Annotated in this window: 20 protein-coding genes; 9 read left to right on the forward strand and 11 right to left on the reverse strand. The window is 70.7% G+C overall.

What is annotated here, in order from left to right; genetic code table 11:
- The first annotated feature begins 90 nt into the window (after positions 1–90).
- Entirely contained in the window at positions 91–2,241 is a 2,151-nt protein-coding gene (locus tag HBH26_RS13910; RefSeq protein ID WP_168135237.1) for a M3 family metallopeptidase, read from the forward strand.
- Positions 2,242–2,336: 95 nt separating this feature from the next.
- Here the strand turns inward: HBH26_RS13910 and HBH26_RS13915 are convergent, their stop codons facing one another.
- Together HBH26_RS13915 and HBH26_RS13920 are read right to left on the reverse strand one after the other, a co-directional pair.
- The gene (locus HBH26_RS13915) at positions 2,337–3,533 is read right to left on the reverse strand and encodes a spinster family MFS transporter (RefSeq protein ID WP_168135334.1); all 1,197 of its coding nucleotides are present in this window, start codon (positions 3,531–3,533) and stop codon (positions 2,337–2,339) included.
- Between the two features lie 53 nt (positions 3,534–3,586).
- Positions 3,587–5,830, reverse strand: coding sequence for a TonB-dependent receptor (locus HBH26_RS13920; RefSeq protein WP_168135238.1), 2,244 nt, complete (start codon positions 5,828–5,830; stop codon positions 3,587–3,589).
- A 105-nt stretch (positions 5,831–5,935) separates the two neighbouring features.
- Here HBH26_RS13920 and HBH26_RS13925 point away from each other — a divergent pair, with 105 nt between their 5' ends.
- Complete coding sequence (locus HBH26_RS13925) at positions 5,936–6,553, forward strand: TetR/AcrR family transcriptional regulator (RefSeq protein WP_168135239.1); 618 nt, start codon at positions 5,936–5,938, stop codon at positions 6,551–6,553.
- 147 nt (positions 6,554–6,700) lie between these two features.
- On the opposite strand, the gene HBH26_RS13930 is transcribed toward HBH26_RS13925, so the two are convergent.
- From HBH26_RS13930 to rpmF, 5 genes are all read right to left on the reverse strand, one after another.
- Positions 6,701–7,021 (reverse strand): MerR family transcriptional regulator, encoded by a 321-nt coding sequence (locus tag HBH26_RS13930; RefSeq protein WP_168135240.1) that lies wholly within the window; start codon positions 7,019–7,021, stop codon positions 6,701–6,703.
- A gap of 19 nt (positions 7,022–7,040) precedes the next feature.
- Complete coding sequence (locus tag HBH26_RS13935) at positions 7,041–7,340, reverse strand: integration host factor subunit alpha (RefSeq protein ID WP_168135241.1); 300 nt, start codon at positions 7,338–7,340, stop codon at positions 7,041–7,043.
- Between the two features lie 71 nt (positions 7,341–7,411).
- Entirely contained in the window at positions 7,412–8,380 is a 969-nt protein-coding gene (locus tag HBH26_RS13940) for a beta-ketoacyl-ACP synthase III (RefSeq protein WP_168135242.1), read from the reverse strand.
- Positions 8,377–9,438 (reverse strand): phosphate acyltransferase PlsX, encoded by a 1,062-nt coding sequence (gene plsX, locus HBH26_RS13945; protein ID WP_168135243.1) that lies wholly within the window; start codon positions 9,436–9,438, stop codon positions 8,377–8,379. The genes HBH26_RS13940 and plsX overlap by 4 nt, the downstream gene beginning before the upstream one ends.
- A 32-nt stretch (positions 9,439–9,470) precedes the next feature.
- Complete coding sequence (gene rpmF / locus HBH26_RS13950; protein ID WP_168135244.1) at positions 9,471–9,650, reverse strand: 50S ribosomal protein L32; 180 nt, start codon at positions 9,648–9,650, stop codon at positions 9,471–9,473.
- A gap of 199 nt (positions 9,651–9,849) precedes the next feature.
- Between rpmF and HBH26_RS13955 the strand changes: the two genes are divergently transcribed.
- Positions 9,850–10,236, forward strand: coding sequence for an MAPEG family protein (locus HBH26_RS13955; RefSeq protein WP_168135245.1), 387 nt, complete (start codon positions 9,850–9,852; stop codon positions 10,234–10,236).
- A gap of 35 nt (positions 10,237–10,271) precedes the next feature.
- On the opposite strand, the gene HBH26_RS13960 is transcribed toward HBH26_RS13955, so the two are convergent.
- The gene (locus HBH26_RS13960) at positions 10,272–10,934 is read right to left on the reverse strand and encodes an MBL fold metallo-hydrolase (RefSeq protein WP_338057383.1); all 663 of its coding nucleotides are present in this window, start codon (positions 10,932–10,934) and stop codon (positions 10,272–10,274) included.
- Positions 10,931–12,895 carry a S9 family peptidase gene (locus tag HBH26_RS13965; RefSeq protein ID WP_209308570.1) on the reverse strand — a complete coding sequence of 655 codons (1,965 nt, stop codon included), beginning with the start codon at positions 12,893–12,895 and terminating at the stop codon, positions 10,931–10,933. The genes HBH26_RS13960 and HBH26_RS13965 overlap by 4 nt, the downstream gene beginning before the upstream one ends.
- 124 nt (positions 12,896–13,019) lie before the next feature.
- On the opposite strand from HBH26_RS13965, the gene pabB reads away from it, so the two are divergent.
- The 4 genes from pabB (at position 13,020) to msrA (ending at position 17,019) form a co-directional block, all read left to right on the forward strand.
- Positions 13,020–14,753, forward strand: coding sequence for an aminodeoxychorismate synthase component I (gene pabB, locus HBH26_RS13970; protein ID WP_168135246.1), 1,734 nt, complete (start codon positions 13,020–13,022; stop codon positions 14,751–14,753).
- A gap of 71 nt (positions 14,754–14,824) precedes the next feature.
- Positions 14,825–16,024 carry an aminotransferase class I/II-fold pyridoxal phosphate-dependent enzyme gene (locus HBH26_RS13975; RefSeq protein WP_168135247.1) on the forward strand — a complete coding sequence of 400 codons (1,200 nt, stop codon included), beginning with the start codon at positions 14,825–14,827 and terminating at the stop codon, positions 16,022–16,024.
- Positions 16,025–16,185: 161 nt separating this feature from the next.
- The gene (locus tag HBH26_RS13980) at positions 16,186–16,323 is read left to right on the forward strand and encodes a hypothetical protein (protein WP_168135248.1); all 138 of its coding nucleotides are present in this window, start codon (positions 16,186–16,188) and stop codon (positions 16,321–16,323) included.
- 54 nt (positions 16,324–16,377) lie between these two features.
- On the forward strand, positions 16,378–17,019 hold the full coding sequence (msrA, locus tag HBH26_RS13985) for a peptide-methionine (S)-S-oxide reductase MsrA (RefSeq protein ID WP_168135249.1): 642 nt from the start codon (positions 16,378–16,380) through the stop codon (positions 17,017–17,019).
- On the opposite strand, the gene HBH26_RS13990 is transcribed toward msrA, so the two are convergent.
- Positions 17,016–17,561, reverse strand: a complete 546-nt coding sequence (locus HBH26_RS13990) for a YceD family protein (RefSeq protein WP_420824991.1) — start codon at positions 17,559–17,561, stop codon at positions 17,016–17,018. The genes msrA and HBH26_RS13990 overlap by 4 nt on opposite strands.
- Positions 17,558–18,085 carry a ubiquinol-cytochrome C chaperone family protein gene (locus HBH26_RS13995; protein WP_239024806.1) on the reverse strand — a complete coding sequence of 176 codons (528 nt, stop codon included), beginning with the start codon at positions 18,083–18,085 and terminating at the stop codon, positions 17,558–17,560. Before HBH26_RS13995 ends, HBH26_RS13990 begins: the two co-directional genes overlap by 4 nt.
- Positions 18,086–18,217: 132 nt before the next feature.
- Between HBH26_RS13995 and HBH26_RS14000 the strand changes: the two genes are divergently transcribed.
- Positions 18,218–18,691 carry an outer membrane protein assembly factor BamE gene (locus tag HBH26_RS14000; RefSeq protein ID WP_168135251.1) on the forward strand — a complete coding sequence of 158 codons (474 nt, stop codon included), beginning with the start codon at positions 18,218–18,220 and terminating at the stop codon, positions 18,689–18,691.
- Between the two features lie 160 nt (positions 18,692–18,851).
- Positions 18,852–19,415, forward strand: a complete 564-nt coding sequence (locus HBH26_RS14005; protein WP_168135252.1) for an RcnB family protein — start codon at positions 18,852–18,854, stop codon at positions 19,413–19,415.
- The last annotated feature ends 42 nt before the right edge of the window (positions 19,416–19,457 follow it).

A 19,457-nucleotide genomic window follows, 5' to 3' on the forward strand; every position in this document is an offset into this window, starting at 1 on the left:
CAGCCGCGATCCGCTAGCCGCCTCCACCACTTGCATCGGACAGCCTGCCTGCCCTAGTCCGGTGACACACCCCTCCGCCGAGGAACATCGATGCGTCCCTTTTCCCTTGCCGCCGTTGCCGTCCTGATGACCTCCACTGCCGCCCCTTCAACTGCCGGCGCACAGACCCTGCCCGCCGCCAATCCCTTCGCGAAGCCGAGCACGCTGCCGTACCACGCGCCCGCGTTCGACCGGATCAAGGACACCGACTACCAGCCGGCGATCGAGGCGGGCATGGCGGAGCAGCGTCGCGAGATCGCCGCCATCGCCAACAACAGGGCGGCGCCGACGTTCGAGAACACGATCGTGGCCATGGAGCGCTCGGGCCAGCTGCTGGAGCGCGCGGGCAATGCCTTCAACGGCGTGACCGGTGCGAACACCAACGACACGCTCCAGGCAGCGGAGGCCGCGCTCGCGCCCAAGTACGCGGCGCACGGCGACGCCATCGCGCTCGATGCGAAGCTCTTCGCGCGGGTGAAAACGCTGTACGACAAGCGCGCCGCGCTGAATTTGACGCCGGAGCAGACCCGCGTCCTGGTCAAGACCTACGAGAACATGGTTCGCGCCGGCGCGCAGCTGACCCCGGCGCAGAAGACGCGGATGACCGCGCTGAACGCCGAGCTGGCGCAGCTGACGAACACCTTCAACCAGAAACTGCTCGCCGCGACCAAGGCCGGCGCGCTGGTGGTCGACGACAAGGCGAAGCTGGCGGGCCTGTCCGAGGCGGAGATCGCCGCCGCCGCGGATGCGGCCAAGGCGCGCGGGCTGGACGGCAAGTGGGCGATCCCGCTTCAGAACACGACGCAGCAGCCGCTGCTGGCGAAGATGACCGACCGGCCTACGCGCGAGGCGTTGTTCAAGGCGAGCTGGACCCGCACGACCAAGGGCGACGCCAACGACACCCGCGCCATCATCGCGCAGATCGCGCAACTGCGCGCGGAGAAGGCGAAGCTGCTCGGCTATCCCACCTACGCCGACCTGTCGCTGGCCGACAGCATGGCGAAGACGCCGAAGATCGCGAGCGACTTCATGCGCCAGCTCGCCACCCCGCTGGCCGTGGAGCAGAAGCGCGAGGCGGCGGAGCTGCAGGCGCTGGTGAAGCAGGAAGGCGGCGACTTCACGCTCCAGCCGTGGGACTGGGACTTCTACTCGGAGAAGCTGCGCAAGGCGCGCTACGACCTGAACCAGGACGAGCTGAAGCCGTATTTCGAGATCACGAAGGTGCTGGAGAACGGCGTCTTCGAGGCGGCCCGGCAGATGTACGGCCTCACCTTCAAGAAGCGCACCGACATCCCCGTCTACCATCCCGACGTGACGGTGTACGAGGTGTTCGAGGCGAACGGTCAGCCGCTGGGTCTCGCCTATTTCGATTACTGGAAGCGCGACAACAAGCGCGGCGGCGCCTGGATGTCGAACTACGTCAACCAGTCGAAGCTGTTCGGCACCAAGCCGGTGGTCTTCAACGTCGGCAATTTCACGAAGCCCGCCGCGGGGCAGCCCGCGCTGGTGACGTTCGACGACGTGTCGACCATGTTCCACGAATTCGGCCACGCGCTGCACGGGCTGTTCGCCAATCAGACCTATCCGTCGGTGTCGGGCACCGCGACGGCGCGCGACTTCGTGGAATTCCCGTCGCAGTTCAACGAACATTGGGCGCTCGATCCCGCTGTTCTGCCCAAGTACGCGGTCCACTATCAGACCGGGCAGGTGATCCCGCCCGCGCTGGTGGAGCGGATCAAGCGCGCGTCCACGTTCAACTCGGGCTATAGCGTCGGCGAGGCGCTGGCGGCGGCGCAGATGGACATGAGCTGGCACGCGCTGACCGCGGACCAGCCGCGGCAGGACGCCGACGCGTTCGAGACGAAGGCGCTGGCCGCCACCGGGCTGGACACGGCGAACGTGCCGCCGCGCTACCGTTCCAGCTATTTCCAGCACGTCTTCGGATCGGGCTATGCCGCGGGCTATTACGCGTACCAGTGGACGAAGATGCTCGACACCAATGCCTATGAGTGGTTCGAGCGCAACGGCGGCATGACCCGCGCCAACGGTCAGCGCTTTCGCGACATGGTGCTCTCGCAAGGCGACACGCAGGATTACGCGACCATGTTCCGCGCCTTCTACGGCCGCGATCCGGAGATCGCGCCGATGCTGAAGGACATGGGGCTGAACGCCGACGGCAGCCGGATCGGCGAGGCGAAGTAGCACCGCTCTCCGTTCGTGCCGAGCGAAGTCGAAGCACCGCCGCGGTCGAACCGTAGCCTTCGACTTCGCTCAGCCCGGACGCATGTTCGTGCGTGTCAATCCACCCAGTCGCGCACCAGGCGCCGGCTGGCCAGCGCCATCAGCACGCCCGCCACCACGTAGAGCAGCAGCGCCGCCGCGATGGCGTAGCGTAGCGCCTCGCCGGCGTAGGCCGGCGTCAGTGCGTCGGACAGGCGCCCGATCAACCAGCTGCCCAGCCCCAGTCCGATCAAATTGTTGACCAGCAGGAAGCTGGCGGAGGCGGTCGCGCGCATCCGCGCGGGCACCAGGTGCTGCACCGCGGTCAGCACCGGGCCGAGCCAGACGTAGACCAGCGCCTGCGGCACCAGGAACAGCGCGAAGGCCGCCGCCGCGCTGCCCGACAGCACGCCCGCGACGAACAGCGGCGTGCCCGCGACATAGGCGAGCGCGGGCAGCAGCGCGTACCAGCGCCGGTCCCGCGCGCCCAACCGGTCGCCCAGCACGCCGCCCAGCAGGATGCCCGCGACCCCGCCGGTCAGCAGCAGCGCGCCGATGAACTGCCCGGTCTCCACCAGCGACAGGCCGAAGCTGCGCTGCATGAGGCTCGGCAGCCAGAAGGCGACGCCGTAACCGCACATCGACCCCGCCGCCGCGCCGAAAGCGAGCAGCCAGAAAGCGGGCTTTCCGGCGAGGATCGCGAAGACGCGGCCCATCGGCTCCGCCACCGGCGCGGCGGCGCGCGGCGGATCCTTGACGAGCCAGCGGAACAGCGGTGCGATCAGCAGCCCGGCGACGCCCACGACGACGAAGGCCACGCGCCACTGCACGGCGGCGGCGATGTACCCGCCCAGCAGCACACCCGCCGCGGCGCCCAGCGGGATGCCCAGCGAGTAGATCGACAGCGCCCGCGCGCGCCGCTCCGCCGGAAAGGTGTCGGCGATCAGCGCGTAGGAGGGCGCGACGCCCCCCGCCTCGCCCACGCCCACGCCCAGGCGGAAGGCGAACATTTGCGCGAAGTTCTGCGCCGCGCCGCACAATGCGGTGAAGGCGGACCACACACCCAGGCTGATCGTGATGACCCACGTCCGGCTGGTCCGGTCCGCGATCAGCGCCAGCGGGATGGCCAGCGTGGAATAGAGGATCGCGAAGGCGAGCCCGCCCAGCATCCCCAGCTGCGCGTCGGACAGCCCCAGATCCGCCTTCACCGGCTGCGCCAGGATGGAGAGGATCTGCCGGTCGAGGAAGTTGAAGGTGTAGACCAGCAGCAGCATGGCCAGCACCACGCCCGGACGCGAGCGCCCCGGCGTGGGCGAGGACGGGTGGGTCAGAAACGTACCTCCACGGTGGCCGTCGCGGTGCGCGGCGGGCCGTAATAGCCGATGATCGAATTGCCGAAGAGCGCGCCCGGGAAGTTGTAGCCGCCGACGCGGTATCGCGCGTCGGTCAGGTTGCGCAGCGCCATGCCGACGCGGTAGCGCCCGTCCGGCGACAGCCAGTTGACCGACGCGTTGGCCAGGACGTAGCCGTCCTGGTCCAGCGCGGGCGTGGGGATCTCGAACAGCGTTACATCGCTGCGCAGCGCCACGTCGGGCGTGACGGACAGCGTCCCGCCGGCGAAGTCGGTCGAGGCGGTGACGCTAGCGTTGACGGTGAACTTCGGCGTGTTCTGGAACACGCGCTGGTCCGCCACGTCGACCGGCGTGGTGCCGCCGCCGATGACGGTCAGGAACTCCTTGTAGTCGGCGTTGGTGTAGCCGAACGACAGCTGCGCGGAGAAATCGCGCGACGGCACGATCCGCGTCTCCAGCTCCAGGCCGTAGATGTCCGCCTTGCCCGCATTGTCGACGAAGCTGGCAATGCCGCCGGCCACGTTGGGCACCTGCACCGTCACCTGCTGGTCGGTGTAGCGCGAGTAATAGCCGGCGAGGTTCACGAACAGCGTGCGGTCGAGGAACGCGCCCTTCATGCCCAGTTCGTAGCTGCTGATCTTCTCCGGCTCGTAGCCGTTGACGGTCGTCGGCGTGAACACCGCGTCGCCGCGCATGTCGAACCCGCCCGACTTGAAGCCCTTCCCCCACGAGGCGTAGAGGTTCAGGTCGTCGCGCGGCTCGAAGCTGATCGAGACGCGTGGCGTGAACTGGTCGAAGCTGCGGTCGTTGGTGTAATCCGTGCGGATCAGACCCGGCACCGCCGCCGCATTGCCGAACAGCGGGCTGCGGATGCCGGTGTAGTTGCGGCGGAACACCGTGCCGCGCTTGTCGTCCTTGGTATAGCGCAGCCCGCCCGACAGCTTCAGCTTGTCGGTCACGTCGAAGCTGACGTCGCCGAACGCGGCGTAGCTCTTCGTGCGCACCTCGCCCGAGGTCAGCGTGGTGGTGTTCAGCAGCCCGACCACGGTGTCGAACGCGCCCGATGCCTTCGCGTCGAGATAGTAGAGGCCGAGGACACCCTGCACCCGGTCCGCCTCCACCAGCAGCTGCACTTCCTGCGTGAATTGCCAGTCGTCATACTCCGCCGGCACGTCCAGCGTCGGCAGCGCGGTGTTGTCGAAGTCGATGACGGTGTTGGTCGATCCGTCGCGATAGGCGCTGATCGTCTTGAAGGTCAGCGCGTCGGACAGGCCGAACTCGCCCGTCAGCGACAGGCCCTGCGCGACTACCCGGTTGCGATCGCCGATCCCGGCGCGGGTGTCGTAGACGCTGCGGGTCGGCGCGTAGACCGGATCGGTGCCGTTGGGCAGCAGCCGCGTGCCGTGGCGCGGATTGGAGCGGTCGAGCGTGCGGTCGCCCGCCACGCGCACGAAGATGTCGTCGGTGGGCGACCATTCGGCGGAAACGCGCGCGGCGAGCACGTCCTTGTCATATTGCTCCGCACCCGTCGTCAGGTTGCGGCCATAGCCGTCGCGCCAGTATTTCGCGACCGCCGCGCCGACCGACAGCGTATCCGTCAGCGGGATGGTCAGCTGCCCGACGAGGTCGATCTGGTCGTACGAGCCGTAGCTGGCACGCGCCTGGCCCGCGAATTCGTTGCCCAGCCGCTTCGTCACGTACTTGATCGCGCCGCCGATAATGTTGCGGCCGTAGAGCGTCCCCTGCGGCCCGCGCAGCACCTCGACGCGCGACACGTCGAAGATGTCGAGAACGGCACCCTGCGGGCGCGCGACGTAGACGTCGTCGATGTAGAGGCCGATGCCCGGCTCGAACCCCCACAGCGGGTCCTGCTGCCCCACGCCGCGGCTGAAGGCGATCAGCGTGGAATTGGAGCCGCGCGCGATCTGCAGCGTCAGGTTGGGCGTGCGATCCTGCAGCGCGGTGATGTCCACCGCGCCGGTCTGTACCAGCGTGTCGCCGGACACCACCGACATGGCGATCGGCACGTCGATCAGCGTCTCCTCGCGCCGCCGGGCGGTGACGACGACGTCGCCCACCTCCTCCGCCGCGGTTTCCGCGGGCGTCGTCGCCTGCGGCTCGCCGACCGTGGCGGCGGCGTCCTGCGCCATCGCCGGCGTCGCGGCGATCGCCGCCAGGCTGGCGCCCAGGTGCAGCCACGTGCGTGTGATTCGCGCCATCGTCATCCTCCCCTTGCCACGTCTTTGCGACGCGCTTGCCCTTCGTGGCGCCGGTCTATACTGAAACCTGAACCGGGTTTCAACTTGGCTCGGCAAGGAAGCACGATGGACGTGACGGGGGAGGGGGCGGAGGAGGCCGAGCGCAAGGCGCCGCGCACCGACCGCGGACGGCGGACGCAGCGCGCGATCCTGGACGCGGCGCTGGCGGAGTTCGGCGAGCGCGGCTTCCACGAGGCATCGATCAGCGGGATCACGCGGCGCGCGGGCGTGGCGCTGGGCAGCTTCTACACCTATTTCGATTCGAAGGACGCGCTCTTCCGCGCGCTGGTGAACGACCTGTCGGCGCAGGTGCGCGACCATGTCGCCCCCGCGATCCGCGGCGCGCAGGACCAGGTGGCGGCGGAGCGCGCGGGCCTGGCCGCCTTCCTCGACTTCGTGCGCGCGCACCAGGAAATCTACCGCATCATCGACGAATCGGAATTCGTCGATCCCGACAGCTTCCGCCGCCATTATTCCTCTACCGCGGAGCGGATCGAGGCGCGACTGCGCGCCGCCGCGGCGCGGGGCGAGATCGTCGACACGGTGGACGAGGTCCACGCCTGGGCGATCATGGGGATGAACGTGTTTCTCGGCCTGCGCTACGGCGTGTGGAGCAACGACCGGCCGGTGGCGGATGTCGCCGACGTGGTGGCCGCGATGCTGGCGCGCGGCATCGGGCGGTAGCGGGACCGGGCCTGGGCGCAGTGCCCCCGATGCATCGTCATGCCGGCGCGTTCCGGCATCCACGCTGCACCAGGCGCCCAGCCGCTCGTTACGCGGCACGATGGACCCCGGCACAGGTCCGGGGTGACGGACGGGTGCGAGGCCGGCTCAGCTCTCCGCCAGAGCCCGCGCCAGCAGCTCGCGGATCGCGCGCAGGTCGTCGGGCGGCGCCGCCACCGCGGGTTTCGCCTTCAGCAGCTTCTGCACGCCGGCGAGCGTATAGCCCTCGTGCTGGAGCAGGCTGGCGATGCGCTGCACCAGCGCGACGTCTTCCGGCCGGTAGTAGCGGCGATTGCCCGCGCGCGTCACCGGCTTCAGCTGCGGGAACCGCGCCTCCCAATAACGCAGGACGTGCGGCGCGACGCCGGTCGCGGCCGAAACCTCGCCGATGGTGCGGAACGCGGCGGCGGATTTCTCGTCCGACGCCACGCGGACCGATCGCCCGGCGTCAGCCGGCGTCGATGATGCGCTCGCGCATCATCTGGCTGGCGCGGAAGGTGAGGACGCGCCGCGGTGCGATCGGCACCTCGACCCCGGTCTTGGGATTGCGCCCGACGCGCTCGCCCTTGTCGCGCAGCACGAAGGTGCCGAAGCCGGAGATCTTCACGTTCTCCCCACGGCCCAGTGCGTCGCACATGCAGCTCAGCACCTGCTCCACCATGCGCGACGAATCGGCGCGAGAAAGTCCGATGTTCTTGTGCAGCGATTCGGCGAGATCCGCCCGCGTCAGCGTCCCGGCTTCGGTCATGTCCTAGCTTCTCCCCTCAGAAGGTGGCCATTTTCACGCGGAGATCCGCGCTCCGCAACGAAATTCGTCGATCAGTAGCGCAGCACCGCGGCGCCCCAGGTGAAGCCGCCGCCCATCGCCTCCAGCACCACGATCTGTCCCGGCCGGATCCGCCCGTCGCGCACCGCGGTGTCGAGCGCCAGCGGGACCGATGCGGCGGAGGTGTTGGCGTGCTGGTCCACCGTGACGACGACGCGCTCGGCGGGCAGCGACAACTTGCGCGCGGTGGCATCGAGGATGCGCGCGTTCGCCTGGTGCGGCACGACCCAGTCGACGTCGGCGGGCGTCAGGTCGATGCCCTTCAGCGCCTCCTCCATGACGGAGGCGAGGTTGACGACGGCATGGCGGAACACCTCGCGGCCCTTCATGCGCAGCTTGCCCACGGTGCCGGTGGTCGAGGGGCCGCCGTCGACGTAGAGCAGTTCGTTGTGGCGCCCGTCGGCGTGCAGCTTGGCGGCCAGGATGCCGCGCCCCGCCTTCTCCTCGCTCTCCTGCGCCTCCAGCACGATCGCCCCCGCGCCGTCGCCGAAGAGGACGCAGGTGGTGCGGTCCTCCCAGTCGAGGATGCGGCTGAACGTCTCGGCACCGATCACCAGCGCGCGGCGGTGCGCGCCGGCGCGGATCATGCTGTCCGCCACCTGCACCGCGTAGAGGAAGCCGGAACAGACCGCCGCGACGTCGAAGGCGACGCAATCGTCGATGCCCAGCATCGCCTGCACCTTCGTCGCCGTCGCCGGAAAGGTCTGGTCGGGCGTGGCGGTGGCCAGCACGATCAGGTCGACCTCGGCCGCCGCGGTGCCGGCGGCGTCCAGCGCGCGGCGGCACGCCTCCGCCGCCAGCGTCGCCGTGGTCTCGCCCTCGCCCGCGATGTGGCGGAAGCGGATGCCGGTGCGCTCGACGATCCACTCGTCGGTGGTGTCCACCTGCTTCGCCAGTTCCGCATTCGACACGCGGCGCGCGGGCAGCGCAGAGCCGGTGCCGGTGACGACCGAACGGATCATGCCGCAGCCCTCGCGTCGAAATTGCCCAGGTCCTCGGCGATGCGGCGGGCGAGGTCGGCGCGGACCATCTTCACCGCATTGCCGATCGCCGTCGCCACGCCCAGCTCGTTGGCGCTGCCGTGGCTCTTCAGCACCAGCCCGTTGAGGCCGAGGAAGACCGCGCCGTTGTGATTGTTCGGATCGAGATGGTCGCGCAGCAGCTCGGTCGCCGGACGCGAGATCAGGAAGCCGAGCTTGGACCGGACCGAGCTGGTGAAGGCGCGCTTCAGCAGGTCGCCGACGAAGCGCGCCGTGCCTTCCGCGGTCTTCAGCGCGATGTTGCCGGAGAAGCCGTCGCACACGATCACGTCGTGCTCGCCGCGCGACAGCCGGTCGCCCTCGACGAAGCCGGTGAAGGTCATCGGCAGGTGGGTCGCCGCGCGCAGCGCGCCGGCCGCGTCGCGGATCTCCCCGGTGCCCTTCTGGTCCTCGCTGCCGATGTTCAGCAGCGCGACGCGCGGGGAGGCGAGGTCCAGCGTGGTGCGCGCATAGGCCGCGCCCATCACGGCGAACTGCATCAGGTTCTTCGCGTCGCACTCGGTGTTGGCGCCGAGGTCGAGCATGACGACGTCGTTGTCGCCCAGCGTGGGCAGCAGCGCGGCCAGCGCAGGCCGATCGATCCCCGGCATCGTGCGCAGCGACAGCTTGGCCATCGCCATCAGCGCGCCGGTGTTGCCCGACGACACCGCGGCACCGGCGCGGCCCTGTTTCACGCAGTCGATCGCGACGCCCATCGACGTCGTCCTCGCACGGCGGATCGCCTGGCTCGGCTTCTCGTCGCCCGCGATCACGTCGGGCGCGTGGACGATCTCCGAGTGACGCTCGAGATTGGGGTGCGCGGACAGGCCGGCGCGAATCGCCGCCTCGTCGCCGACCAGCAGGAAGCGGATTTCGCCGCCCTGCGCCTCGGCGGCGCGACGCCGCGCGCGCGCGACGCCGGCGAGCATCACCGCCAGCCCCTCGTCACCGCCCATCGCATCGACGGCGATGCGCGGAACGTTCCCGGGGCTGTCGGTCATGGCAAATCCTGCTCCTGTCGTGCCCGAAGGGTTCAGGCGTCGACGGAGATAACCTCGCGACCGTTATAATGGCCGCACGCGGTGCACAGATTGTGCGGGCGCTTCAGCTCGCCGCAGTTCGGGCATTCCTGGAACGCCTCGACCGACAGGGCGTCGTGCGCGCGGCGCATGCCACGGCGGGAGGGGGAAGTCTTTCGCTTGGGGACGGCCATCGCGGCACCTTGTCTTTCAACGTTATCGGTTGCGATGGGCCGGGCCGACGCCCGCGCGGCCGACACGAGAGCCGGCCGCGGCAGAGCAGCCGGGCATCGGCACGCATCGCGAAGCAGCCGCGCCTATACCGATTTCCGGGCACGTTGCAACCCGATGCGCGGGGTGGCACGCTCGCGCCATCGATGGGGAGGGGGATGGATGCCGTTACCGGTGACGCTGACGATCGCGGCCGCCTGCGCGATCGCCAACCTGTGGCTGGCCTCGCGCGTGGTGCCCGGGCGCCTGAGGGGCGTGGCGGTGGGCGACGGCGGCGATCCGGGCATGACGGCGCGGATGCGCGCGCACGCCAATTTCGCCGAGTACGCGCCGATCGTGCTGGTGCTCCTGGCCGCGATCGAGCTGTCGGGCGGGGCGCGGTGGTGGCTGTGGTGCGCGGGCGCGGTGTTCGTGGTCGGGCGACTGGCGCACGCGATCGGCATGACCCGCCCTTCGCCCAACCCCTTCCGCGCTGGCGGGATCCTGTCGACCTGGGCCGTGACGGCGGCGCTCGCCGGCTGGGCGCTGGTGCTGGCGTACGGTGCGTGACTGCTCCCTCTCCCCATTGGGAGGGAGCCGGGGAGCTACGCCGAAAGCGCCGAATCGCTGACGAACATGTTCCACTGCCGCTCGTGCGCGAAGGTGGAGGGCTTGCCGTGGCCGGGAATGAAGGCGGTCTCGTCGCCGAGCGGCCACAGCTTCGTGACGATCGATTCGATCAGCTGTTTGTGGTTGCCCTGCGGCAGGTCGGTGCGCCCCACCGATCCCTGGAACAGCACGTCGCCGACCTGCGCGAACCTCGACGGGGCGTGGTGGAAGATGACGTGGCCGGCGGTGTGGCCGGGCGTGTGGTAGACGTCCAGCGTCAGGTCCCCCACCGTCACCGTGTCGCCGTCGGACAGCCAGCGGTCGGGCTCGAACGGAACGCCGCGGATGCCCCAGTTCTTCCCGTCCTCCTCCAGCCGCGCCAGCCAGAAGCGGTCGTCCTCGTGCGGGCCCTCGATCGGGACGCCGAACGCGTCGGCGCACGGCTTCGCCTCGCCCGCGTGATCGATATGGCCGTGGGTGAGCAGCACCTTCTCCACGGTGAAGCCCGCCTGCGCCACCGCCGCCTGGATCTTCGGCAGGTCTCCGCCGGGATCGACGATCGCGCCGCGCATCGTCGCCGTGCACCAGATCAATGTGCAATTCTGCTCGATCGGCGTCACCGGCACGATGGCGGCGCGCAGCGGGGGCAAATCGGTCACTTCACTTCCTCTCCGAGCAGATGGCGCTGCCAGAACGCGAGTTCGGCGAGAAAGGCGTAATCGCGATTCGCTTTCTTCGCGAAGCCGTGGCCCTCGTCCGCGGCGACGATGTGCCACGCCTGTCCGCCGTTGGCGCGCACGGCCGCGACCATCTGGTCCGCCTCCGATTGCGGCACGCGCGGATCGTTGGCGCCGGTGACGACCATCAGCGGGATGGTCAGCTCCTTCGACCGCGTCATGGGCGAGATCGCGAGCAGCTTCGCGCGCTGCCGGGGGTCGCGCTCGTCCCCGTACTCGACCCGGCGCAGGTCGCGGCGGTAGCTCTGCGTGTTCTCGAGAAAGGTGACGAAATTGGAGATGGCGACGATGCAGTTCGCCCCCTTCAGCCGCGCGCCGTAGCGGATCGCGGCGGCGTAGCACATGTACCCGCCGTAGCTGCCGCCCTGCACGCCCACGCGCGCGGCGTCGATGCCTGGGTCCCTGTCCAGCCGGTCGAGGAAGGCGCCGATGTCCTTCAGCGGATCCTCGCGCTTGAACGGGCCGTTGTCCATCGCCACGAACCGCTTGCCGTAGCCGCTGGAGCCGCGGACGTTGGGGTAGAAGACGGCGATGCCCAGCTCGTTGGGATAGTAATTGCCGGCGCCCGAGTAATAGGGCCGCTCCTGCCCCTCCGGCCCGCCGTGGATGTCGATCAGCAGCGGGCGCTTGCCGGGGAATCTGGCGGGATCGGGCCGGTACAGGAAGCCGGAGACGGGCGTGCCGTCGAAGCTCCTCACCTCCACCAGCTCGGGCGCGCGATTGGTCGCCGGGTCCAGCCCCCCGGTCTCGCTCTGCGTCCAGCGCGTGACCGCGAGAGTGGCGGGATCGATCGCGAAGCTGTCGCCCGGCGTCGTCGCGCCGCTGACGCTGACCGCGATGGTGCCCCAGGGCGCGACGGTCAGCCCGCCGGCCACGCCCGCGGGCAGGCCGGACACCTCGCGCACCGCCCCCGTTTTCGGATCGAGCAGCCGGATGCGGCTCAGCCCCGCCTCGTTCACGTTGTAGACCACGAAGCTGCCGTCGTCGGCCACGTCGAACTCGTCGACGTCCCACTTCGTCTCCGCCGCTATCGGAGCGAACTTGCCCGTCTTCGGATCGAGCGTGCCGAGCCGCTGGAAATCCGAACCCTTGTCGCTGGTGACGAACAGCGTGCCGTCCGGTGCGTAGCGGGCATCGCCCCAGGCGACCGTGGCCTTGGGATCGGTGATCGCGGTCAGCTTCCCCGTCGACAGGTCGAGGTCGTAGAGCGTCGACTTCTGTATCGACTGGTAGTTGCCGACCACCGCGTGGGCGCCGTCCGGCGCGAAATCCAGGATCGACCAGCCGCCGCCCTGCACCTGCGCGACCAGCCGGTCCGTCTTCGGATCGCGCGGGTCCATGACGTACAGGTCGGTGTCCGCGCCGTTGCGGCGGGTGGAGCTGTAGCCGACGAGGCGCCCGTCCTTGCTCCACGCGCCGAAGGTGTTGCGGCTCTTCCCGTCGGTCAGCAGCGAGAGGCGGCCATCCTTGAGCGAATACAGCTGGAAGAACTCGCCCCCGCCGGTGTCCTTCTGCACGACCAGCACGTCGCCGCTCTTCGAGTAGCTGCCGCTCGAGACGCGGTCCGCCTCGAACGTGATCTGCCGCCGCATCGCCAGCGGCTGCGCCACCGTGTGCAGCTGCGCCACGTTGGCGAAGCGCGTGGTGACCAGCAGCGAGCGGTCGACCGGGTTCCAGTCCACCGGCGCGGCCGAGCGCGATTCGAGATAGGGGCGCACGCGATCGGCGAGCGCGACCGGCAGCGCGGGCACGCCGTCCGCGGTGATCGCGGCGGGCACCGGGACGGCCGGCGCGGCGGCGGGAGCGGGAGCCCGCGCGAGGGCGGGCGCGGCGAGCGCCAGGGCGAGAGCGTGCGCCAGCGGCGTCACGAGCGAGCGGTGCATCCTTGATCCCCCTGGTCGTCGTCGCGCGAAGGCTAGTCGCCGTGCCGCGCGCTGGCAATCGGCGCGAGCGTTCCGCGGCCGCGCCGCTTGCCGCGCCGGGGCGGGGCGGGCATCACCGCCCGCCATGCTGCCCCCGCCCCCCTTCGTGCTGCTCGACGACGCCCGCGACGGCGCCGCCCCCGCGCGGCTCTACGCGCGGCCCGTCGCCGTGCTGGAGGCCGATACGCCCGCGGCGGTGCACGGCGTGCTGGAGGAGATCCGGCGCTCGGTCGGCGAACCGGGCCGGCACGCCGCGGGCTTCCTGTCCTACGAGGCGGCGGGGGCGTTCGAGCCGCGAGCGGCGCTGGCGGGCCGCGCCGCGCCGCTCGCCTGGTTCGGCCTGTTCGACGGCTACGCGGAGGTGGACGCCGCCGCGCTGCTGCCCGATGCGGCGGGCGGCTGGGCCGGCGCGCCCGAGCCGCAGGTGTCGCGCGACGATTACGATGCGATGTTCGCCCGCGTGCAGGCGCTGATCGCGGCGGGCGACCTCTACCAGGCGAACCTCACCTTCCGCGCGCGGGTGCCGGTCGCGGGCGACCCGCTGGCGCTCTACGCCGGGCTGCGGCGGGCGACGGGCGCGGGCTGGGCCGCGGTGGTGCACACCGGGCGCGACCTGCTGCTGTCGCTGTCGCCCGAACTGTTCTTCGCGCTCGACGGCGACCGGCTGACGTGCCGGCCGATGAAGGGCACCGCGCGGCGGCAGGCGGACCCGCACGCGGACGCCGCGGCGGCGCGCGCGCTGGCGGCCGATCCGAAGCAGCGCGCGGAGAACCTGATGATCGTCGACCTGATGCGCAACGACCTGTCGAGGGTCTCGCGCCCGGGGACGGTCGCGGTGCCGAAGCTGTTCGACGTGGAGCGCTATCCCACGGTGCACCAGATGACCTCCACCGTCACCGCCCGGCTGGCCGGGGGGCGCGACGCGGTGGACGTGCTGGCCGCGCTGTTCCCGTGCGGCTCCATCACCGGCGCGCCCAAGCTGCGCGCGGTGGCGGCGCTGGACGCGATCGAGCACGACGCGCGCGGCGTCTACACCGGGGCGATCGGGCGGATCGATTCGCGCGATGATGCGATGTTCAACGTCGCCATCCGCACGCTGGCGATCCGCGGACAGGAGGCGACGATGGGTTTGGGAGGCGGCATCGTGGCGGATTCCACGGCGGACGCGGAGTGGGACGAGGCGCTGGCCAAGGGCGGCTTCGTCGCGCACGCGCAGCGCCCGCTCGACCTGATCGAGACGATGGCGTTCGACCCGATGGAGGGCGTGCTGCGGGTCGAGCCCCACCTCGAGCGGATGAAGGCCAGCGCGGCGGCGCTGGGCTTCGCGTTCGACCGCCACGGCGCGCGCAACGAATTGCAGGCGGCGACCTTCCGGCTGCGCACGGCCGCGCGCGTGCGGCTGGTGCTGTCGCGCGCCGGCACGGTGGCGATCGAGGTGTCGCCGCTGCCCGTCAGCCCCGCCGTGATGCGCGTCGCGCTGGCGCCCCTGCCGGTGCCGCCAACGGACCTGCGGCTGCACCACAAGACCAGCGACCGCGCCTTCTACGACGCGGCGCGGATCGCCGCGGGGACGGACGAGGTGGTGTTCGTCCGCTCCGACGGCGCGCTGACCGAGGGCAGCTTCACCAGCCTGTTCGTGGAGCGCGACGGCCTGCTGCTGACGCCGCCGCTGACGGACGGGCTGCTGCCCGGCGTCCTGCGCGGCGAGCTGATCGGCGCGGGGCGCGCGCGGGAGGAACGGCTGACGGCACGGGACCTTGGCGACGGCTTCCTGCTCGGCAACGCGCTGCGCGGCCTGGTGCCGGCACGCCTGATCTGACGGCGGCGGTTGCGAAACAAGCGTGCGCCGTCCATAGGCGCGCGCGCATTTTCCGAACAAGGACGCCCCCCGTGAAGCCTTCCGCCGCGCTCGACCGCATCAGCCCGTCGCCCACGCTCGCGATCACCAGCCGCGTGCTGGAGCTGAAGCGCGCCGGCGTCGACGTGATCGGGCTGGGCGCGGGCGAGCCCGATTTCGACACGCCCGACTTCGTCAAGGAGGCGGCGATCAAGGCGATCCGCGACGGCCAGACGAAGTATACCAACGTCGACGGTACCGCCGAGCTGAAGGACGCGATCGTCGCCAAGTTCGCGCGCGACAACCGCCTGACCTACACGCCGCCGCAGATCAGCGTGAACGTCGGCGGCAAGCACACTTTGTTCAACGCGCTGGTGGCGACGCTGGACGCGGGCGACGAGGTGATCGTGCCCGCGCCCTATTGGGTCAGCTATCCCGATGTCGTGCAGTTCGCCGGCGCCGTGCCGGTCATCGTCGCGGCGGGGGCGGACCAGGGCTACAAGCTGACGCCGGCGATGCTGGAGGCGGCGATCACGCCGCGGACCAAGTGGGTGATCCTCAACTCGCCCTCCAATCCAACGGGTGCGGCCTATACCGCGGACGAGCTGCGCGCGCTGGGCGCGGTGCTGGAGCGGCATCCGCAGGTGTGGATCTTCGCCGACGATATGTACGAGCATATCGTCTACGACGACTTCGCCTTCGCCACGATCGCGCAGGTCTGCCCCTCGCTCTACGACCGCACGCTGACGGTGAACGGCTGTTCCAAGGCCTATGCGATGACCGGCTGGCGCATCGGCTTCGCCGCGGGCGCGCCGTGGCTCATCAAGGCGATGGCGAAGCTGCAGTCGCAATCGACCAGCAATCCCTGCTCGATCGCGCAGGCCGCGGCGGTGGCGGCGCTGACCGGCGACCAGTCCTTCCTGAAGGAGCGCGCGCGCGCCTTTCAGGTGCGCCGCGACCTCGTCGTCGACATGCTGAACGCGGCCGAGGGCATCACTTGCCCGCGGCCCGAAGGCGCCTTCTACGTCTATCCCGACGTGTCCGGCGCGATCGGCAAGTCGACGCCCAAGGGCGCGCGGATCGAGAGCGACAGCGACTTCGTGACCTATCTGCTGGACGACGCGCGCGTGGCGGCGGTGCAGGGCGTCGCGTTCGGCGTGTCGCCCGCCATGCGGATCAGCTACGCCACGTCGGAGGCGCAGCTGACGGAGGCGTGCACCCGCATCCAGCAGGCGTGCGCCGCGCTGCGGTAACCACCGGGTTTCGCCACGGAAACGATCCTGTTCCCGCACTGACATGGCGCGGGAACCCGTGCGCCGCTATCTGGCGCGCCGATGAACGCCGCGACCAGCCGGCGTTCAGTCGCGCCCGCGTACATCCGGCCGCATCGTTCGTTGCCTGTAGGAAAGAGATCATGTCCCGTTTCGCCCGCTCCAGCTTCCTGTGGCAGTTCGCCGGCGGCTTTCTGCTCGGCACGATGGGCATGGGCGCGCTGTACGTCTCGCACGACGCGCCGCCGTCCACCCCCGCCGCGATCTACGCGCAGCGCTGATCGCGACGCGGGAGCGGACTGGCACGGCGCGCGGTGCGCCACCATATCGGCCGCATGACCCGCGCCATCCTCCTTCCCGCCCTGCTGCTCGCATCCTGCGGTCCCGCCGCGGCGGAGCGCGCCGTTCCCATTCCCGCCGCGCGCAGCGACGTGCCCGCCGCCGCCGGCACGCAGGTCGCCGTGCTGGCGGGGGGATGCTTCTGGGGAATGGAAGCGGTGTTCGAGCAGGTGCGCGGCGTGAGATCCGTCACGTCGGGCTATGCCGGCGGCACCCGCGGCACCGCCAATTACGATGCGGTCAGCACCGAGCGGACGCGCCACGCCGAGGCGATCCGCATCGTCTACGATCCCCGGGTCGTCAGCTATGCCACGCTGCTGCGCGTCTATTTCTCCGTCGCGCACGATCCGACCCAGGTGAACCGGCAGGGGCCGGACAGCGGCCCCAGCTACCGTTCCGCCATCTTCCCGCAATCGCCGCAGCAGCGCGCCGTCGCGACCGCCTATATCGCGCAGCTGAACGCGGCGAAGGCGTTCCCCGGCGCGATCGCGACGCGGATCGAGGGCGGCGCCTTCTACCCGGCGGAGGCCTATCACCAGGACTTCTACCGCCGGAACCCGACGCATCCGTACATCGTGCGCTGGGACAAGCCGAAGGTCGCCGCCTTCCGCGCCGGTTTCCCGAAGCTCGCGGCCTAGGCGCGCGACTTCTTCTCCAGCGCCTGCTTCAGCCCGGCGAGCGCGCCGAGCGGCCGGGCGTCCTCCTCGCTGAGCACGCCCGCCTCCCTCAGCGCCGCCGCCGCCGCAGGGCTGCGCGAATAGGGATCGAGCGCGAGCGCCACCGTCTCCGCCGCCGCCTCGCCCAGGTCGATGCCGCCGCCGGTAATCTCCACCGTGTCGAGCGCGTCGGCGGCCAGCTCCACCTCGTCCTCCCCGCCCGCGCCCGGCTCGACGAACAGCAGCGACACCGGCTCGTCGATCGCCTGCGTCAGCGGCTCGCCCGTCACCGCGCAGGCCTGCACCACCGCCGCCTCCACCCGGCCGCGCGCGGCGATGCCCGCAGCCTCGCGGCGGATCGCGAAGCTCGCCTCCAGCCGCTCGATCGCGACCAGGCCGAATCGCTGCGCCAGCGCCGCGCGCTCCTCCGGCGTGGCGGCGATGGCGACCGTCCGCTCCTCGCTGCCGATCGCGTCCAGCCGCTCGATGCGCGGGAACTCGGCCGGGGACACGGGCGACGTCACGGCAGCTTCCCTTCGTCCAGTGCGGCGCGCGGCCAGTCGGCCAGCGCGGTGTGGAGCGCCTTCAGCTCGTCGCGCACGTGCGCCAGCGCGGCGGCGTCGGGCGCCTCGCCGCGGTAGAGGTTGCGCACCAGCGCGGCATCCAGCGCCGCATCGTCCTGCGCCAGTCCGTCGCGATAGGCGCCCAGCCGCCCGCCCAGCATCCCCATCATGCGGCCGACATGCTTGCCCACCACCATGTCGCCGAACCCGATCTGCCGCACCTGCGCGTCCATGTCGTCGACGAACCGCTCGGTCAGCGGGATGGTCGCGGCGACCGCGTCCTCCTCCCGCTCCAGTCGCAGCAGCACGATCGACAGGATTGCGGCGACCATGTCGAACCGGCCGTCCAGCGTGTCGGGCACGTGCCCGTCGAGGTACCAGTGCGGCCGCCGCGCGCGGGCGATGACCGCGTCGTACAGCGGCAGTGCGGCGGTGGGGTCGTGCCGCCCGAACAGGCGGGGGAAGAGGCGGGCGAGGAAGGTCAAAGGGGCTCCGGCAGCGACGGGGAAGGTGATCGACGCGCGCGCCGCTTGTGTCGGCCGCGCGGCATCCATATTGGTGCGCGCGAGCGCCGCTGTCCATGACGGGCGTTTCCAGTCGCGTCTCGCGGAGTCCCCATGCGCCCCCTTCTCGCCTCCAGTCTCCTTCTCGCCGGCCTGCTCGCCGCCGGCTGCACGCCGCTTCGCTCGCACCAGGGCTATATCGTCGATGCGGACCTGGTGAACGCGATCCAGCCGGGGGTGGACAATCGCCAGTCGGTGCTGGCGACGCTGGGCACGCCCAGTTTCGCGAGCCAGTTCAACCAGGGCGACTGGTATTACGTGTCGCGCGACAGCCGCAACTTCGCGTTCAATCCGCCCTCGCCCAGCGACCAGCTGACCGTGCAGATCAGCTTCGACCAGAGCGGCAACGTGTCGGCGATCCGCCGCTCGGGCGTGGAGCAGGTGGCGAAGGTCGATCCGTACGGCAAGACGACGCCGACGCTGGGCCGCGAGCGCGGCTTCTTCGCCGAGCTGTTCGGCAACATCGGCGCGGTGGGCGCGCCCGGCATGGGCGGCGCGCAGGGCGGCGGCGGGCGCGATCGCCCCTGATTCCTGCGCGCCCCTGATTCCTGCGAGCCCCTGATCCCCGCAAGCATCGTGATCTGCCTGTCGTTTCGCTGACGATCGCATTCGCGGGCGGTTCAGCGCGCCCGGCATAATCCCGTCCCCAGGTGGGCGCCCGTCGGCGCCCGCATGGAGGACAAGGAAGATGCGTACCTTCTTCACCGCCGCACTGATCGCCGCCATGATGGCGCCCGTGTCGGCCGGCGCGCAGACGCGCGAGCTGCACCGCAACCGCCAGGACATCCGCCAGGAACAGCGCGAGTTGCGCGACGCCTGGCGCCGCGGCGACCGCCGCGACATCAGGGAGGAACGCCGCGACCTGCGCGAGGCGCGGCAGGAATATCGCGAGGACAGGCGCGATTATCGCCGCGACGTGCGCGACGATTGGCGCCGCGACCGGCGTGACGACTGGCGCGATGACCGGCGACGCAACTGGGGCCGCGACGATTGGCGCGGCTATCGCAACGATCACCGCGCCGTCTACGCCCGCGGCAACTGGCGTGCGCCGTTCCGCTACCAGTCGTTTCGTGCCGGCACGCGCATCGCCCCGGCCTATTACGGCGGGCGCTACGCCATCGTCAGCCCGGCGCGATACCGCCTGCCGCCCGCCTATGGCGCGACGCGGTGGGTACGCCACTACGACGACGTGCTGCTGGTCGACGCGCGTCGCGGCGTCGTGCTGGACGTGATCCGCAACTTCTTCTGGTGAGGGAACAAAGGGAAGCGGGCTCGCGCACCGCTTCCCTTCCCC

The sequence above is a fragment of the Sphingomonas corticis genome (assembly GCF_012035195.1).
Lineage (GTDB): Bacteria > Pseudomonadota > Alphaproteobacteria > Sphingomonadales > Sphingomonadaceae > Sphingomonas > Sphingomonas corticis.

Excerpts from the sequence above, each read along its gene's own strand:
- plsX (WP_168135243.1), bottom strand. The coding sequence starts at position 9,438 with ATGACCGACAGCCCCGGGAACGTTCCGCGCATCGCCGTCGATGCGATG.
- HBH26_RS13915 (WP_168135334.1), bottom strand. The coding sequence starts at position 3,533 with ATGCTGCTGCTGGTCTACACCTTCAACTTCCTCGACCGGCAGATCCTC.
- pabB (WP_168135246.1), top strand. The coding sequence starts at position 13,020 with ATGCTGCCCCCGCCCCCCTTCGTGCTGCTCGACGACGCCCGCGACGGC.
- HBH26_RS14000 (WP_168135251.1), top strand. The coding sequence starts at position 18,218 with ATGCGCCCCCTTCTCGCCTCCAGTCTCCTTCTCGCCGGCCTGCTCGCC.
- rpmF (WP_168135244.1), bottom strand. The coding sequence starts at position 9,650 with ATGGCCGTCCCCAAGCGAAAGACTTCCCCCTCCCGCCGTGGCATGCGC.
- HBH26_RS13925 (WP_168135239.1), top strand. The coding sequence starts at position 5,936 with ATGGACGTGACGGGGGAGGGGGCGGAGGAGGCCGAGCGCAAGGCGCCG.
- msrA (WP_168135249.1), top strand. The coding sequence starts at position 16,378 with ATGACCCGCGCCATCCTCCTTCCCGCCCTGCTGCTCGCATCCTGCGGT.
- HBH26_RS13980 (WP_168135248.1), top strand. The coding sequence starts at position 16,186 with ATGTCCCGTTTCGCCCGCTCCAGCTTCCTGTGGCAGTTCGCCGGCGGC.
- HBH26_RS14005 (WP_168135252.1), top strand. The coding sequence starts at position 18,852 with ATGCGTACCTTCTTCACCGCCGCACTGATCGCCGCCATGATGGCGCCC.
- HBH26_RS13955 (WP_168135245.1), top strand. The coding sequence starts at position 9,850 with ATGCCGTTACCGGTGACGCTGACGATCGCGGCCGCCTGCGCGATCGCC.
- HBH26_RS13920 (WP_168135238.1), bottom strand. The coding sequence starts at position 5,830 with ATGGCGCGAATCACACGCACGTGGCTGCACCTGGGCGCCAGCCTGGCG.
- HBH26_RS13910 (WP_168135237.1), top strand. The coding sequence starts at position 91 with ATGCGTCCCTTTTCCCTTGCCGCCGTTGCCGTCCTGATGACCTCCACT.
- HBH26_RS13965 (WP_209308570.1), bottom strand. The coding sequence starts at position 12,895 with ATGCACCGCTCGCTCGTGACGCCGCTGGCGCACGCTCTCGCCCTGGCG.
- HBH26_RS13940 (WP_168135242.1), bottom strand. The coding sequence starts at position 8,380 with ATGATCCGTTCGGTCGTCACCGGCACCGGCTCTGCGCTGCCCGCGCGC.
- HBH26_RS13935 (WP_168135241.1), bottom strand. The coding sequence starts at position 7,340 with ATGACCGAAGCCGGGACGCTGACGCGGGCGGATCTCGCCGAATCGCTG.